The sequence below is a fragment of the Microbacterium sp. AC145 genome (genome assembly GCF_979258505.1).
Window position 1 is genome coordinate 1,511,509 of record NZ_OZ409859.1, and the last position, 16,679, is coordinate 1,528,187.

Below are 16,679 nucleotides of genomic sequence, written 5' to 3' on the forward strand. Positions count from 1 at the left end.
TCAGTCCTCCACGAGCATCCGCGCAAGGCCCTCATCGAGCACGACGTCGGTCACGAGGTCTGCGGCGATGGCCGCTCGAAGGCTCACGAGCTTGGGCACCCCTGACACCACGCACACGCGTCGGGGGACGCGGCGAAGCCTGTCGAGACCGGGACCTGTCGCACGCGCATTCACCCGGATGTCGCGCCATGAGCCGTCCGCACGGAAGAACACGGTCGCGACGTCCCCGATCGCGTGGTCCTCGCGCAGACTCCGGTAATCGTCTCTGCTGAGGTATCCGCCGACGTAGACCCGGCTCGGGACCTCTGCAGCCGGCGACCCGAGACTGAACACCGCGATGTCCATCTTCGACTGCAGGTCGAGCACACGACGCGTGCTGCGTTCACGCCACATCGCCTCACGGGTCGACGGATCATCGAAGAACGCCGGCACCGGGAACTGCTGCACCTGCGCTCCGAACGCACTCCCGAAGCGCTGCAGGATGTCGCTCGAGTACTCGACCCCGCTCGTTTGAGTGTTGCCAGCACCGTTGAGCTGCACGAACGTGGTGTTGTGGGTCTCCTTCTGCGTCAGGCCCCGGCTCACGGCGCTGATCGTCGAGCCCCAGGCGACGCCGACGATCATGTTGGAGTCGACGAACTGCGACAGCAGCCGGCCCGCAGTGAGCGCCACCCTCTCGAGTCGGTCAACCTCGCTGACGATCTCGGGGATCGGCACCACATGCGCGACGACATGATGACGGTCGCGGATGCGCTGCTCCAGCATGCCCAGCCGTTCGAGCGGCGAGTTGATGCGAATGTCGACGAGTCCGCTTTCGCGTGCGTAGCTGAGAAGTCGGGAGACGGAGGATCGCGAGGTCCGGAGCTCTTGGGCGATCACCTCCATGGTCTTGTCCTGCATGTAGTACAACTGCGCCGCCGTGAGCGCGGCGACCATCTTTGCATCCCGGAATTCTGCGCCTGACTGCCCCATGTCGACCTCCTCGACCTCGATCCTTGCACATATGTGCAGCTGGCTTGCGCGCAGTGGTCGTGCGGGTCGAAGCTGGGGGCACGCACAGAGAAGGGTCGAAGATGATCGAGTCGACACACTCATCACCGGAACGCGCCGAAGTCCGCGCGGTCCGTGAATCGGGACGCACGACCGTCCTTGTCATCGGAGCGGGGATCAACGGCATCTCCACATTCCGTGACCTCGCACTGCAGGGCGTTGACGTCCTGCTCGTCGAACGCGGAGACTTCGCCTCTGGCGCGTCGGCAGCGTCGAGCCACATGATCCACGGCGGCATCCGCTACCTCGAGAACGGCGAGTTCCGACTGGTGCGCGAGTCCGTCGAGGAGCGCAACGGTCTGCTCAAGATCGCGCCTCACTACGTGAAGCCGCTCGAGACGACGATCCCGATCTACTCGACCTTCTCGGGCATCCTGTCCGCTCCCCTGCGCTTCCTGACGCACAAGAGCGGCAAGCCCCAGGAGCGCGGCGCGTTCCTGATCAAGGTCGGCCTCACGATCTACGACACGTTCTCGCGCGACGGTGGCATGGTCCCCCGTCACCGGTTCCTCGGTCGAAAGCGCTCGCTGGCCGAGCTCCCCTCGCTCGACCCGAACATCAAGTACACGGCGACCTACTACGACGCCTCCATGCACGACCCCGAGCGACTTGCGCTCGACGTACTGCAGGACGGACGCGCCGCGCATCCGGGCGGCGCCATCGCGCTGAACTACGTCGAGGCCATCGCACGCGACGGCGCGAACGTCGTGCTCCGCGACCGCGAGAGCGGCACCGAGTTCACCGTCACGGCCGACGTGGTCGTCAACGCCTCCGGCCCCTGGACCGACCTCACGAACGATTCCCTCGGCACCGACACCCGATTCATGGGTGGCACCAAGGGATCGCACATCGTGCTCGACCACCCCGAGCTCCTCGAGGCGACCCGCGGGCGCGAGATCTTCTTCGAGCACTCCGACGGCCGCATCGTGCTGATCTACCCGCTCAAGGGACGCGTCCTCGTCGGAACGACCGACATCGACGCCGACCCGCGAGAGGTCCCGGTGTGCACCGAGGAGGAGATCGACTACTTCTTCGACCTCATCCACCACGTGTTCCCGCAGATCGACGTGACGCGCGAGCAGATCGTCTACAACTTCTCCGGCATCCGCCCGCTTCCCCGCCACGAGGACACAGCTCCCGGGTTCGTCTCCCGCGACTACCGCATCGAGGTCGACGAGAAGGGCGCAGCACCCCTCGTCAGCCTGGTCGGAGGCAAGTGGACGACCTTCCGCGCCCTCGGAGAGTCTCTCTCGGATGTCGTGCTCGGTCTGATCGGCCGCACCCGCACCGTGTCGACGGCCGGGCGCGCGATCGGCGGAGGCCGCGACTTCCCGCGCACCGAGAAGGCCCGTCGCATCTGGTTCCAGGAGAACCTGCCCGGAGCCGGAGAGCGTGCCGAGCGCCTGCTCGCCCGCTACGGAACCCGAGCAGCGCAGGTGTGGGAGTACATCGAACAGGGCGACGACACTCCCCTCGCCGGTGGCGATCTCTCGACGCGCGAGCTCGCCTGGATGGTGGAGAACGAGATGGTCGCGCGCCTGCAGGACGTCATCCTGCGCCGCACCAGCATCGCTTTCACCGGACACGCCGATGCGGATGTGCTCGAAGAGCTTGCCGATGCACTGGCACCTCTGCTCGACTGGGATCGTGCACGACACGATGCCGAGCTGGATCAGACGCGCACGCTGCTGAACGAGCGACATGGACTGAAGATCTCGTCCCGCACACGCGGCTGACGAGGCATCCGAACACCGCCCTCCACGCGGTGTAATTCCCAACAAGTGCCAGGGCTAAGGGGCCCTTGCACTCAAGAAAGGTCAATGAAGACATGACTGATGTGAATCTCGGTCTCTACTTCCTCTCGGAGTTCGTCGGCACGGCAATGCTGATCCTCCTCGGTTGTGGTGTGGTCGCCAACGTCGCCCTCGCGAAGAACAAGGGCTTCGGCGGCGGCTTCCTGATGGTCAACTGGGGATGGGGTCTCGCGGTCTTCGTGGGTGTCCTCGCCTCCGCATACTCCGGCGCGATCCTGAACCCGGCTGTCGGCATCGGCCTCCTGGTCGGAGGGAAGATCGACTTCTCGCAGTTCGCCGTCGCGACCGGCGCCGAACTGCTCGGAGCGATCGTCGGTGCGGTGCTCACCTGGCTCGCCTACAAGCAGCACTTCGACGAGGAGCCGGAGGCCGCCAACAAGCTCGGCGTGTTCTCGACCGGCCCCGCGATCCGCTCCTACGGCTGGAACCTCGTCACCGAGATCATCGGTACCTTCGTGCTCGTGTTCGCGGTCTTCGCGTTCGCCGACTACGGCGTCGCGGACATCGGCACCCCCGGAGGCCTCGGACCGCTCAGCGCGCTCCCCGTCGCACTGGTCGTCGTCGCCATCGGTGCATCGCTCGGTGGACCGACCGGCTACGCGATCAACCCTGCACGTGACCTCGGACCGCGTATCGCCCACGCCATCCTGCCGATCAAGGGCAAGGGTTCCAGCGACTGGTCCTACTCGTGGGTCCCGGTCGTCGGTCCGCTCATCGGTGGTGTCCTCGCCGCCGTCGCAGCTCCCGTCCTGCTGAACCTCGCCTGAACCAGAACCTGACTTCAAAGGAGAACACAATGGCCGACTACATCATCGCCATCGATCAGGGCACCACCTCCAGCCGCGCGATCATCTTCGACAAGAAGGGCAGCATCGTAGCGACCGGCCAGAAGGAGCACGAGCAGATCCTGCCCAAGGCGGGTTGGGTCGAGCACGACCCCGCCGAGATCTGGCGCAACGTGCAGGAGGTCATCGGGCTCGCTCTCAGCCGCGCCGACCTGACGCGTCACGACATCGCAGCCGTCGGTATCACCAACCAGCGCGAGACCGCTGTGGTGTGGGACAAGACGACCGGCAAGGCCGTCTACAACGCCATCGTCTGGCAGGACACCCGTACGCAGGAGATCGTCGACCGCCTCGCGGCTGACGGCGGCGTCGAGCGGTTCAAGCCCGTCGTGGGCCTCCCCCTCGCCACCTACTTCTCCGGCACCAAGATCGCCTGGATCCTCGAGAACGTCGAGGGTGCACGTGAGAAGGCCGAGGCGGGAGACCTCGTCTTCGGCACGACCGACAGCTGGGTGCTGTGGAACCTCACCGGTGGCGTCGACGGCGGCGTGCACGTGACCGATGTCACCAACGCCTCGCGCACCATGTTCATGGATCTCGAGACGCTCGAGTGGCGCGACGACATCCTCGAGGCATTCGGCGTGCCGCGCTCGATGATGCCGGAGATCCGCTCGTCCTCCGAGGTGTACGGCGCTGCAGAAGACTCGTCGCTGCTGCGCGAGACCCCGATCGCCGGCATCCTGGGCGACCAGCAGGCCGCGACGTTCGGTCAGGCCGCCTTCAACACGGGTGAGAGCAAGAACACCTACGGCACCGGTTGCTTCCTCATCTTCAACACGGGCGAGGAGATCGTCCACTCGAAGAACGGGCTGCTCACCACCGTCGGCTACAAGCTCGGCGACGGCCCGACGCACTACGCACTCGAGGGCTCGATCGCCGTCACCGGATCGCTGATCCAGTGGCTCCGTGACCAGCTCGGCATCATCGGATCCGCTCCCGAGGTCGAAGAGCTCGCCAAGCAGGTCGACGACAACGGCGGCGTGTACATCGTGCCCGCGTTCTCGGGGCTCTTCGCTCCGTACTGGCGTCCTGACGCACGGGGCGCGATCGTCGGTCTCACCCGCTACGCGAACAAGAACCACATCGCGCGCGCCGCACTCGAGGCGGTCGCTTTCCAGACCCGCGACGTGCTCGACGCGGTCAACGCCGACGCCGGCGTCGACCTGACGGAGCTGAAGGTCGACGGCGGCATGGTCGCGAACGACGCGCTGATGCAGTTCCAGGCCGATGTCCTGGGAGTCCCGGTCGTCCGTCCGGTCGTCGCCGAGACGACGGCACTCGGTGCCGCGTACGCCGCAGGGCTCGCCGTGGGCTTCTGGAACGGGCTGGACGACCTGTCCGCCAACTGGCAGGAAGACCGTCGCTGGGAGCCGTCGATGGAGGACGCCGAGCGCGACCGCCAGCTGCGGCTGTGGCGCAAGGCCGTCAGCAAGTCGATGGACTGGGTCGACGAAGACGTGAAGTGACCTCAGAGTTCTGAGGAGGCGGGCCCGGAGGATTCCTCCGGGCCCGTTTCGCGTCCCCGGGGACCTGTCATGGAGTCGAGGATGCGAAGGAAGGCGGTCGCGACGCTGCGCGGCGCGCGGTCGTCCCACGCGACGTACTGGACGCGAACGGGGCCGTCACCCAGCTCGACCGCGACCGCATCCGTGTGTGACGCGGCGATCACCCCCGGCGCGAGCAGCGCGACCGCGAGCCCCTCCGAGACGAGTCCGAGGAGCAGCTCCGACGAGTCGGCCTCGAATGCCACATCGCGCGAGATGCCGGATGCCGCGAATGCCGCGTCTCCCTGCGCACGCCCCGACGTGCCGGCAGGGAAGTCCGCGAAGACCTCTTCGCCGAGGTCCGCAAGCCGCACTCGGGCCCGGCCCGACAGGCGATGCGTCGGCGGCACCGCGACGACCAGGCGCTCGCGACCGAGTTCGCGGGCGGCGACGCCCCTCGGCGCGGCCTGCTCACGCAGACCGAGAAGCGCGACATCGAGGTCGCCCAGCCGCACCGCATCGGCGAGCGTGTCGCTGTTGCCGACGGAGAGCTCCACCCGAGCATCAGGATGCGCCTCGCGGAAGCGAGAGATGACCCGCGGCACCGAGACCGCACTCGCCGTGGGGATGACGCCGAGGCGGAGCGTGCCCACGACGCGACCGGAAGCCGCAGCCGCGGCCTCACGGGCGTCGTCTGCCGCCATCACCGCCGTCTTCGCGTGAATCAGGAAAGCCTCCCCCGCCTCGGTGGTCCGGACTCTCCGACTCGAGCGGACGAAGAGACGCTGACCGAGCTCCCGTTCGAGCGCGGCGATCTGATGACTGAGCGCCGACTGCGTGACGAAGCACCGTTCGGCCGCTCGAGTGAAGCTCGACGTCGATGCGATCTCGACGACATATCTCAGCTGCTGCAGATCCACTCGTCCATGATCTCTCCTCATGCGACGTGTGACAACTATGGCTTGGACTCATCCGGCGCAACGGTTCAGGCTGAAGACATGAAACGCGTGTCCGTTCTCCTCCTCACAGCGCTGGCTCCCCTCTCCTGGGGCACCACCTACCTCGTGACGACGGAACTGCTCCCCTTCGGTCATCCTCTCCTGGCGGGTCTGCTCCGCGCACTCCCCGCGGGACTCGTCGCGCTGGCGATCGGCAGGACCCTCCCGTCCGGCGGCTGGTGGCTGAAGACTCTGGTGCTCGGAGGCCTCAACATCGGGGCATTCTTCCCCCTGCTCTTCCTGGCCGCCGAGCGGCTGCCCGGTGGAGTCGCCGCTGCCGTCGCGGGAGCACAGCCGATGATCATCCTCGGCCTGAGCACGCTCGTTCTCCGCGACCGGATCCGCCCACTCACCGCCGCCGCTGCCGTCGTGGGAACGGGCGGCGTCGCTCTCGTCGTGCTGGGCCCGGCCGCGCGGCTCGACGCACTCGGTATCCTCGCGGCGCTCGCGGGCGTGACCGCCACCGCACTCGGAATGATCCTCACCAAGCGCTGGGGCCGCCCCGCAGGCGTCGGGTCGGTCGCCTATGCAGGGTGGCAGCTGACCGCGGGCGGACTCGTTCTGCTGCCCCTCGCTCTGTTCTTCGAAGGCGTCCCTGCCACCATCGATGGCGGAGCGATGCTCGGATACGTGTGGCTGGGCTCGGTGGGAGGGCTGCTGGCCTACACCCTGTGGTTCCGCGGCATCCAGCTGCTGCCGGTCATCGCCCCCGGGCTGCTCGCGCTGCTCTCCCCCGTGGTGGCAACGCTGCTGGGCACCCTCGTGGCCGGCGAGACGTTCACGCCGCTTCAGGCGCTCGGAATCGCACTCGTACTCGTCGCCCTAATCGTGGGACAGCTGACGGCGCTCAGAACGCCGCGTCGGTCGCTGGCCCCTGCTCGGGGGCACTCGCTGCCGGCATCCCGAGCCTGACGAGCGTCAGTTCTTGCCGAACAGCTTCTGGATCTCGGCGAGGTCTGCCTCGCTGGGTGCCTTGGCGCCGCCCAGACCGAATCCTGACCCGGTCGGGGTGGACGCGGTCGCGATCCCCGCATTCTCGGCCGCGCGCTTCGCCGGGTTGCCCGAGCGGGAACCGCCCGATGACTTGCCCTTCTTGCCGCGCTTCGACGAAGCCCCGGGCTTGCCCATGCCGGGCATGGATCCCATACCTGGAATGTTCGGAGTGCCACCGCGAGCGACGGTCTTCATCATCTTCGCGGCCTGGTCGAAGCGCTGCACGAGCTGGTTGACGTCGGTGACGGTCATACCGGAACCACGCGCGATGCGCAGACGACGTGATCCGTTGAGGACCTTGGGGTTACGGCGCTCACCGGGGGTCATCGAGCGGATGATCGCCTCGGTGCGATCGATCTCACGCTCGTCGAAGTCCTCGAGCTGCTGCTTCATCTGGCCCATGCCGGGGAGCATCCCCAGCATCTTCTTCATCGACCCCATCTTCTTCATCTGCTGAAGCTGGTCGAGGAAGTCCTCGAGTGTGAACTGCTCTGTGGCGAGCTTCTCGGCCATCTTGATGGCCTCGTCCTCGTCGAAGGCCTGCTGAGCCTGCTCGATGAGGGTGAGGATGTCGCCGAGGTCGAGGATCCGACTGGCCATGCGGTCGGGGTGGAAAGGCTCGAGATCTTCGAGACGCTCTCCGGTCGACGCGAAGATGATGGGCCGGCCGGTGACCGACGCCACAGACAGCGCGGCTCCACCGCGCGCGTCGCCGTCGAGCTTGGAGAGGACGACACCGGTGAAGTCGACACCCTCCTGGAATGCCTTGGCCGTGTTGACCGCGTCCTGACCGATCATGGCGTCGATGACGAACAGGACCTCGTCAGGGTCGGTCGCCTTGCGGATGTCGGACGCCTGCTTCATGAGCTCGGCGTCGACTCCCAGACGGCCGGCGGTGTCGATGATGACAACGTCGTGCTGCTGGCGTCGGGCGTACTCCACGCCGTCGCGAGACACCTTGACCGGGTCTCCGACACCGTTGCCCGGCTCGGGAGCGTAGACGGTGGCACCGGCCTGCTCCGCCACGACCTGGAGCTGGTTGACTGCGTTCGGGCGCTGGAGGTCGGCGGCGACGAGGAGTGGCGTGTGCCCTTCGCCCTCGAGCTGCTTCGCGAGCTTGCCCGCGAACGTGGTCTTTCCCGACCCCTGAAGACCGGCGAGCATGATCACCGTCGGTGCGGTCTTTGCGAACTGGAGTCGACGCTGCTCGCCGCCGAGGATCTGGACGAGCTCCTCGTTGACGATCTGCACGACCTGCTGCGCCGGGTTGAGCGCCTTGTTGACCTCGTCGCCGAGTGCGCGCTCGCGCACCTTGGCGGTGAACTCCTTGACGACCGTCAGGGCGACGTCAGCGTCGAGCAGGGCGCGACGGATCTCGCGCACTGTGCCGTCGACGTCGGCCGCTGTGAGCTTTCCCTTCGTGCGCAGATTGCGGAAGGTCTCGGTGAGCCGATCGGAGAGCGTGCCAAAGGTAGCCATGGTGAGACCGAGTTTACGCGAATCTCACGGCTTCGCCGCGCTCACGGCGCACTCCGGCCGTTCAGTTCGTGCCGTCGATCACGCGGGTGCGGAACCCCAGGGCAGCCGGTCGATCGTGCGCACCGCGTCGGCGAACCTGTCTCCGACCGATCCGCGCCCGGCTCCACCCTCCGCCCACGCCCGCACGGCGGCGAGAACCGCGGCAGACCAGGTGGCGGCCACGATGTCGGCCGGAAGAGGCGCGACGCCCGATCGACGGGCCAGATCCGCGAGCGCCGCAGCGAGTCGGGCCTGGCGCAGCGCGGCATCCTGCTCGAGCTCGTCATCGAGCCCCATCGCGGACGAGTTCGTCATCGCCAGTGCGAGGCTGTCGGGGGCGAAGCCGTCGACAAGTCGTGTGAGGATGCGTCGGACCTCTACTCCATCCCGATCAGCGGCGACGGTGACGAGGTCCTCGACCGCGCTCGATATGCGGTCATCGAGACCAGACCACAGCACGTCGCTCTTGGACGAGAAGTAGTTGAAGAAGCTCGAGCGGCTCACACCCGCGCGCTGAGTGATGTCAGCGACGGACGTGGCGTCGTATCCACGCTCGAGGAAGAGCTCACAGGCTGCCTCGGCGAGGGTCTCGCGTGAGGACGCCTTGGGGCGCCCCGCTCGGCTCATGCTGCTCATGTTCTCACGCTACCGCGCGTCGCTGTCGCGTGCCGGGGATCGCGAGGAGGAGTATTCTTAGACGCAATCCATTTATTGAGCGAGAGCGACCTGATCATGCTCGACATTCTGACCCCCGGACTCGCTCCGGCCTACGTTCCCTACACGGACGGGTGGAATCTGCAGCGACGCATCCACGCCGATGTGGTCGACGGCACGCGCCCTGACACCCTCATCCTCCTCGAGCACGAGGCCGTGTACACCGCCGGAAAGCGCACGGAACCGCAGGAGAGACCGCAGGACGGTACTCCTGTGATCGACGTCGACCGGGGCGGAAAGATCACCTGGCACGGACCGGGACAGTTGGTCGGGTATCCGATCGTCCGACTGCCGGAGCCCATGGACGTCGTGGCGCACGTCCGCCGGCTCGAACGAATCCTCATCGAGGTGCTCCGACCGCTCGGGGTCGACGGATACCAGGTCGATGGTCGCAGCGGGGTGTGGGTGCGTCGCCCCCTCTCCGAAGACAAGGTCGCAGCCATCGGCGTGCGCGTGCAGCAGGGAGTCACCATGCACGGCTTCGCGATCAACTGCGACAACAGCCTGTCGGGATTCGGCGGCATCATCCCCTGCGGCATCACCGACGCCGGTGTGACCACCGTCAGTGAGGTCGTCGGCGCCGACGTCTCCCCCACGGACATCGTCGACGCAGTCGCCGCCGCCTTCCTCGCCGAATACTCGCCCGCCGACCACGCAGGAGTTCCCGCATGACCGCCGCACCCGAGGGGCGCAAGCTCCTCCGCCTCGAGATCCGAAATGCCGAGACCCCCATCGAGCGCAAGCCCGAATGGATCAAGACCAAGGCGAAGATGGGGCCCGAGTACACGGCGCTCCACTCGCTCGTGAAGAGCGAGGATCTTCACACGGTCTGCCAGGAGGCCGGCTGCCCCAACATCTTCGAATGCTGGGAGGACCGGGAGGCGACGTTCCTCATCGGCGGCTCGCAGTGCACACGGCGCTGCGATTTCTGCCAGATCGACACCGGCAAGCCCGACGCCTACGACACGGACGAACCGCGACGGGTCGCCGAGAGCGTCGCGCGAATGAACCTGCGCTACGCGACGGTCACGAGCGTCGCGCGGGACGACCTGCCGGACACGGGCGCCTGGCTCAACGCCGAGACGGTCCGCAAGATCCACGAGCTCAACCCGAACACCGGTGTCGAGCTGCTCGCGAACGAGCACAACGCAGACCCCGCATTCCTCGGGCAGATCTTCGATGCCCGCCCCGAGGTGTTCGCCCACAACGTCGAGACCGTGCCGCGCATCTTCAAGCGCATCCGCCCGGCCTTCCGCTACGAGCGTTCACTCGACGTGATCACTCAGGGAAGGAACGCCGGACTGATCACCAAGTCGAACCTGATCCTCGGAATGGGCGAAGAGCCCGAAGAGGTCGTGCAGGCTCTGAACGACCTGCACGACGCAGGCTGCGACATCATCACCATCACGCAGTATCTGAGGCCGTCGCCTCGCCATCTGCCGGTCGCTCGGTGGGTCAAGCCGACAGAATTCGTGGAGTTCAAGGAAGAGGCCGAGCGGATCGGCTTCCTCGGAGTTCTCGCCGGCCCTCTTGTGCGGTCTTCGTACCGCGCAGGACGACTCTGGGCCCAGTCGATGGTGTCGAAAGGACGCCAGATCCCCGCACACCTGGCGCACATCGCCGACAGCGCCGACCTCGGCTTCGCTCAGGCCGTCTGAGCCGCCTCATCGGTCATGGGCGTCAATCGGCGCTCATGACCGATTGCACACTGCCGTCGGAGCCGAGGTTCACGAGCAGCACGTCGTCGGTCGTGCCTTCGTCCAGCGCATACTCGAGCACTGCGAACGGCTCGGAGCCGCCGTGCTCGTCGGCCAGGATCGTCATGCTCATCAGCCTGAGCGACCGGATGATGTCGACCGCGGCGTCGCCGCTCACGTCGACGAGGACATCCTCGAGTTCGTCACCATAGGCCTCCTGCTGCTGCAGGATGAACTCGGTCACCTCACTCGTGCGGTCATCGACCTCCGACAGCATGCCGCGCCGTGCCGTGGCATCGACATTCTCCAGACCGGCGATCAGCGATGCAGCGATGTCGAGCGCGTCCGCAGACACGTCGTCCTGGTCGGGGGCGGTGAGATCGACGGTGACGCTCTGGTCACCGAGCTCCACGGTCTCCGACCAGAAGATCGAGCCGTCGGGCCCTGAGGACAGGAGTCCGAAGTAGTCGTGTTCGATCGCCATAACGCTATGAAACCAGCCTCGTGCTCGTGACGGTAGTCCTGTGTCAGCCGACCATCGACTGCACGAAGACGTGCGGGGTGAATCCGGTGAGATCGTCGATGCCCTCGCCCCGCCCCAGAAGCTTGACGGGGATCCCTGTACGTTCTTGCACTGCGAGCACGAATCCGCCCTTGGCCGATCCATCGAGCTTTGTGAGCACCAGGCCTGTGACACCCGCATGCTGCAGGAATGCCTCGGCCTGCATGACGCCGTTCTGCCCCGTCGTGGCATCGAGCACCAGAAGGACCTCGCTGATGGGAGCCTGCTTCTCGATGACCCGACGGATCTTGGACAGCTCATCCATGAGACCGCCCTTGGTGTGCAGGCGGCCTGCGGTGTCGATGATCGCGATCTCGATCCCCTCGCGCTGCGCATACTCGACGGTCTGGTACGCGACCGATGCCGGGTCCTGACCCTCCTGCTGAGGCCGCACGATGGCCGCTCCGCCGCGCTGCGCCCAGGTCGCGAGCTGGTCGACGGCTGCCGCGCGGAAGGTGTCGGCGGCTCCGACGACCACGCTGCGCTGATACCCGCGGAGGAACTTCGTGAACTTGCCGATGGTCGTGGTCTTGCCCACGCCGTTGACGCCGACGACCAGAACGACAGCCGGACGCTCGGTGAGTTTGAGAGTCGTGTCGAACTTCGAGAAGTGCTCCTCGAGCGTCTCCCGGAGCATCCGCTGGAGATCCTGAGGGTCGGTCGTCCGATAGCGCTCGACCTTCTCCCTCAGCTCGTCCACGACGCGCTCGCTGATGTCGGGACCGAAGTCGGCTGTGATGAGCGCGGTCTCGAGGTCCTCCCACGTCGTCTCGTCGATCGTGGGCTTGACGAACATCCCGCGCAGAGCACGAGTGAGGGACCAGGACTTCTCCGCCATGACTCCAGCCTACGGGTAGCGCCCCGAGCTCTCGCGGCCCACGCCTACGCTCTGAGCACAACGTGCGTCCGCCGAGCGGGGGTCCGTACTGCTCGGGTCAGCCTGCTGCTGCGGCACGATCGCCGACACGTTGACCCACCACAGCGGATACGCCGTCCTGGCGCATCGAGACACCGTAGAGCGCATCCGCGATCTCCATCGTGCGCTTCTGATGCGTGATCACGAGCAGCTGCGAGCTCTCGCGCAGCTGCTCGAAGACGGTGAGCAGTCGACCGAGGTTGGCATCGTCGAGCGCCGCCTCCACCTCGTCGAGGATGTAGAACGGGCTCGGGCGCGCCTTGAAGATGGCGACCAGCAGGGCCACCGCAGCGAGCGATCGCTCACCTCCGGAGAGCAACGACAGGCGCTCGATCTTCTTGCCGACGGGACGCACCGACACCTCGATGCCCGTCGTCAGCATGTTGTCGGGATCGGTGAGCGAGATGCTCCCCGATCCGCCGGGGAACAGCAACGGGAAGACCTCACCGAACGCCACCCTGGTGTCCTCGAACGCGCTCGCGAAGATCGTCTGCATACGCTCGTCGAGATCGGCGATGATCGTCAGCAGATCCTGGCGGGTCTGTGTCAGGTCGGCCAGCTGCTCCGTCAGGAACGCGTGCCGCTGTTCGAGCGCGGCGAACTCCTCGAGGGCCAGCGGGTTGACGCGTCCGAGCTGTGCGAGCTTGCGCTCCGCCTCGGCCAGTCGACGCTGCTGGATGCGCCGATCGAACGGGATCGCTGTGTCATCTCCGTGGCCATCATCGGAGTGGTCTGGGCCAGGATCGCGGGGAACCAGCTGTTCAGGGCCATATTCCGCAATGAGAATATCTTCATCGAGCGCGAGTTCCGACGCGACTCGTTCGAGCAGGCTGTTGAGGTGGAGCTTCTTCTCGTGGATCTGCAGTTCGAGTCCGTGAACGCTCTCGGTCAGACCCGCGAGGCGCTCGCGAAGAGAGGTCTCCTGTGCGCGCAGAGCCACGAGCTCCTGGTTCTGCGCTGACCGCGCCGCCTCCGCCTCCGCGAGGGCGATCCTCGCCTCTGTCACCGATCTGTCGATCGAGTCGAGGATTCGCGGGAGCTCGTCGGCCACACCGGATGCCGCCTCTCGCTGCGCGCGCCGGATCACCGCGCGGCGGGCCGTTTCAGCGGCGGCGTCACGCTCCTGCTCGCGCTGACGTTCGAGACTTCCGACACGCGCCTGGGCCGCGCGCACCCGCTCGCGCAGTGTCTCGATCTCGAGCCGTGCTCGGACCTCGCCCTCGCGTGCGAGTTCGAGCGCCTCGAGCAGTCCGTCCCGCGCCGATGCGTCAAGCACCGGACGCGGCGCGGACACGGCACCCTCGAGCTCGGTCTTCGCCGCCTCGGCCTTCGCCTCGGCATCCTCGACAGCGGACTGTGCCTGGGCGAGGCCGGCTTCCAGACGCTCGCACTCGGCGACAGCGGACTCATGCATCACGGTGATGCGGTTGACCTGCTCCGCGTGGCTCGCGAGCGCGGCATCGTGTTCGCGAAGCGACCGAAGGGCATCCTTCGCGTGACGTCGGGTGCTCTCGACGGTCTCGTTCGCATCCTCGCGTGCTTCTCGCAGCGAATCGACGATCACCTGCACCTCCGCGAGACGATCGTTCGCCGCATCGCGCTCGGCCGCGAGCTCGATGCGCGATCGCTCTCCTCCGGAGCCGGTTCGCAGCGTCTGGGCGGTGATCACATCGCCCCCTGTCGTGACGATCGTCGTCGCGGTGTCGCCGATCGCGTCGAGCGCCGCGCGTGCCGTGCGCGCAGAGACCAGCCCGTCGGCGATCAGGACGTGCGCCAGGATTCCGAGCACTCCCTCAGGAGCGGTGACCGTATCGATCGCGGGTGTCACTCCTTCGAGCGAGGGCAGATCGACAGTGGGTCGCTGGGCGTCGGCGACGACGAAGTCGACGATGCCCCTGCGCTGCTCCGCAGCATCCTCGGCGAGAGCGAACGCGTCGGACGCCCGGTCCACGAGAACCCCTTCGGCGAGTGAGCCGAGAACTGCCGCGATCGCTGCCTCGAAACCGGCTCTGACCTGGACGGAGTCGCCGACAAGTCCCCGGATGCCTGCCCCTCCGGTCTTCACGATCTCGGCAGCGCCGCCCGAGATCGAGAGCGCACTTCCCAGTGCCGCCGACTTCGCGGTGAGCGAGTCGACCTCGCGCTCGGCAGCATGCAGACGCTCCCGAAGCGTCTCGCGCTCGGCCTCTGCAGCTGTCGCCGCCCGCTGCGCGGTCTCATACGCAGCCGAATGCTCAGCCGCCGTTCCCTCAGGGGCTTCCGCATCGTCGATCGTCTCCAGTGCTTCAGCGGCCTCACGGCGACGAGTAGTCGCGGCGTCCAGCGCGTTCTCCTGACGCAGCACGGCACCGCGCACTGCGGCAAGGGCGGATGCCGCAGCGTCAGCCGTTCCGCGGAGCGTGCTGAGCCGCATGTCGTACTCGGAGACCAGAGCGCTCTGCTCGGCGATGTCCACATCGAGCGTGTCGAGCTCGGCGCGTGCATGCACGACCTCGCGACTTGCGACCGTCGCCGCATCCTGGGCGTCGCCGAGGCCCGCCGAGATCTCGGTGATCTCGTCCTGCGCCTCGTCGATCGTGCTCTGCGTCACGGTCACGGCGGTGACAGCGGCGTCGTCCTCTTCGGATCCGAGGAGCGCGAGCCGCTGGTTGGCGAGAGTGAAGAGCCCCCGCATCCGCTCCTGAACCTGCTCCAATCCGAAGGCCACTCCCCTCGCCTGGTCGACGGCGACCGAGTTCTGGTCCTGCTCGAGGCGCGCGATGCTCCCTCGCACGGCCTCCGCCTGGTCCGACAGCACCAGGCGCTCGGTGTGTCGTTCCTGCTCGGTGCGCGTGTGATCGGCGAGAGCGGTGCGGAGCGCCACGACGTCGTCTGCGAAGATACGCGCCTTGGCATCCCGGACGACCGCCGCGATGGTCTGCGCCTCGCGGGCGATCTCAGCCTGTCTGCCGAGCGGCTTGAGCTGACGCCGGATCTCTCCGGCGAGGTCGCTCAGGCGCGTCAGATTGGTCTCCATCGCATCGAGTTTGCGAAGGGTCTTCTCCTTGCGGCGCCGGTGCTTGAGGATGCCGGCAGCCTCCTCGATGAAGCCGCGACGGTCCTCCGGCGATGCCTGGAGCACCGTGTCGAGGCGCCCCTGCCCCACGATCACGTGCATCTCGCGGCCGAGACCGGAATCGCTCAGGAGTTCCTGCACATCGAGAAGACGACAGTTCTCGCCGTTGATCGCATACTCGCTCGAACCGTTTCGGAACAGCGTTCTGCTGATCGTGACCTCGGCGTAGTCGATGGGCAATGCACCGTCGCTGTTGTCGATCGTGAGCTGCACCTCGGCGCGCCCCAGCGGACCGCGAGTCGACGTGCCCGCGAAGATCACGTCTTCCATCTTGCCGCCGCGGAGCGTCTTCGCCCCCTGCTCGCCCATGACCCAGGCGAGAGCATCGACGACGTTCGACTTGCCTGACCCATTGGGGCCGACGATGCAGGTCACGCCCGGTTCGAAGACGAAGCTGGTCGGCTGCGCGAAGGACTTGAACCCTTTGAGGGTCAGGCTCTTCAGATGCATGCGCGGGCCGCGCTTCCGGGGTGAATCACGCCCATACGCTACCGGAATGACGGCTCAGGACAAGGATCCCGCGCGGGTTCCGAACGAACCGGTGCACGGCGCGACACGCCGGGCCGCGCTGCAGATGCTTGACGGACACGCCCGGGTTTCGCTACCGTAACCTCCGGATCGCCACACGAAAGGAGGTTACCGATGATGATCACACTCAACGCTCAGGCCACTGGCCTCGCCGCGCCATTCGCGCCGCGTCTTGCGCACTCGGTAACCGCCGGCGTCCGCACCACTGCGCTTTCGTAGAACCGCAGCAAGAGGACTCCGCCCTGCTTCACCCGCAGGGCACCGCCCCGTGAAGGGCAGACCTCAGCCGCGTGTCACCGCGCCCACCCGCTGATCCCTCCGCGGATCATGGATTCCCGCCGACCCCGGCGATCGCCTGCCGCGACGCCCGGGCTCTCGACCTTCTGTGCCCCTCCGGCCGCCTCTCGGCGGTCCGCGCCGGCGCTCCGACCCCCACCGACACCAC

13 protein-coding genes are annotated in these 16,679 nt (G+C 66.9%); 6 read left to right on the forward strand and 7 right to left on the reverse strand.

The annotated features are described in order from the left end of the window. Positions 1 to 972, reverse strand: coding sequence for a sugar-binding transcriptional regulator (locus ACZZZN_RS07475; RefSeq protein WP_463504537.1), 972 nt, complete (start codon positions 970 to 972; stop codon positions 1 to 3). Positions 973 to 1,073: 101 nt separating this feature from the next. On the opposite strand from ACZZZN_RS07475, the gene ACZZZN_RS07480 reads away from it, so the two are divergent. The 3 genes from ACZZZN_RS07480 (at position 1,074) to glpK (ending at position 5,175) form a co-directional block, all read left to right on the forward strand. Next, complete coding sequence (locus ACZZZN_RS07480) at positions 1,074 to 2,786, forward strand: glycerol-3-phosphate dehydrogenase/oxidase (RefSeq protein ID WP_463504538.1); 1,713 nt, start codon at positions 1,074 to 1,076, stop codon at positions 2,784 to 2,786. Positions 2,787 to 2,878: 92 nt separating this feature from the next. After that, positions 2,879 to 3,631 carry an MIP/aquaporin family protein gene (locus ACZZZN_RS07485; RefSeq protein ID WP_463504539.1) on the forward strand — a complete coding sequence of 251 codons (753 nt, stop codon included), beginning with the start codon at positions 2,879 to 2,881 and terminating at the stop codon, positions 3,629 to 3,631. Positions 3,632 to 3,660: 29 nt separating this feature from the next. Then, positions 3,661 to 5,175 carry a glycerol kinase GlpK gene (gene glpK / locus ACZZZN_RS07490; RefSeq protein ID WP_259159233.1) on the forward strand — a complete coding sequence of 505 codons (1,515 nt, stop codon included), beginning with the start codon at positions 3,661 to 3,663 and terminating at the stop codon, positions 5,173 to 5,175. 2 nt (positions 5,176 to 5,177) lie between these two features. On the opposite strand, the gene ACZZZN_RS07495 is transcribed toward glpK, so the two are convergent. Next, on the reverse strand, positions 5,178 to 6,113 hold the full coding sequence (locus ACZZZN_RS07495; RefSeq protein ID WP_463504540.1) for a LysR family transcriptional regulator: 936 nt from the start codon (positions 6,111 to 6,113) through the stop codon (positions 5,178 to 5,180). Positions 6,114 to 6,191: 78 nt separating this feature from the next. Between ACZZZN_RS07495 and ACZZZN_RS07500 the strand changes: the two genes are divergently transcribed. Further along, the gene (locus ACZZZN_RS07500; protein ID WP_463504541.1) at positions 6,192 to 7,103 is read left to right on the forward strand and encodes an EamA family transporter; all 912 of its coding nucleotides are present in this window, start codon (positions 6,192 to 6,194) and stop codon (positions 7,101 to 7,103) included. 6 nt (positions 7,104 to 7,109) lie between these two features. Here ACZZZN_RS07500 and ffh read toward each other — a convergent pair whose 3' ends face one another. Both ffh and ACZZZN_RS07510 read right to left on the reverse strand, forming a co-directional pair. After that, complete coding sequence (ffh, locus tag ACZZZN_RS07505) at positions 7,110 to 8,663, reverse strand: signal recognition particle protein (protein ID WP_463504542.1); 1,554 nt, start codon at positions 8,661 to 8,663, stop codon at positions 7,110 to 7,112. A 78-nt stretch (positions 8,664 to 8,741) separates the two neighbouring features. Beyond that, positions 8,742 to 9,338 carry a TetR/AcrR family transcriptional regulator gene (locus tag ACZZZN_RS07510; RefSeq protein WP_463504543.1) on the reverse strand — a complete coding sequence of 199 codons (597 nt, stop codon included), beginning with the start codon at positions 9,336 to 9,338 and terminating at the stop codon, positions 8,742 to 8,744. 96 nt (positions 9,339 to 9,434) lie between these two features. Between ACZZZN_RS07510 and lipB the strand changes: the two genes are divergently transcribed. Both lipB and lipA read left to right on the forward strand, forming a co-directional pair. Continuing rightward, positions 9,435 to 10,088, forward strand: a complete 654-nt coding sequence (gene lipB, locus ACZZZN_RS07515) for a lipoyl(octanoyl) transferase LipB (RefSeq protein WP_463504544.1) — start codon at positions 9,435 to 9,437, stop codon at positions 10,086 to 10,088. Beyond that, positions 10,085 to 11,074: a lipoyl synthase gene (lipA, locus tag ACZZZN_RS07520; protein WP_463504545.1), complete on the forward strand. Its 990-nt coding sequence runs from the start codon at positions 10,085 to 10,087 to the stop codon at positions 11,072 to 11,074. The genes lipB and lipA overlap by 4 nt, the downstream gene beginning before the upstream one ends. A 22-nt stretch (positions 11,075 to 11,096) precedes the next feature. Here lipA and ACZZZN_RS07525 read toward each other — a convergent pair whose 3' ends face one another. The 3 genes from ACZZZN_RS07525 to smc form a co-directional block, all read right to left on the reverse strand. Next, complete coding sequence (locus ACZZZN_RS07525) at positions 11,097 to 11,597, reverse strand: DUF2004 domain-containing protein (protein WP_463504546.1); 501 nt, start codon at positions 11,595 to 11,597, stop codon at positions 11,097 to 11,099. Positions 11,598 to 11,640: 43 nt separating this feature from the next. Beyond that, a complete protein-coding gene (gene ftsY, locus ACZZZN_RS07530) occupies positions 11,641 to 12,513 on the reverse strand; it encodes a signal recognition particle-docking protein FtsY (protein WP_463504547.1) in 873 nt (290 codons plus the stop codon). Positions 12,514 to 12,610: 97 nt separating this feature from the next. Then, entirely contained in the window at positions 12,611 to 16,156 is a 3,546-nt protein-coding gene (gene smc, locus ACZZZN_RS07535) for a chromosome segregation protein SMC (protein ID WP_463504548.1), read from the reverse strand. Positions 16,157 to 16,679: the final 523 nt, after the last annotated feature.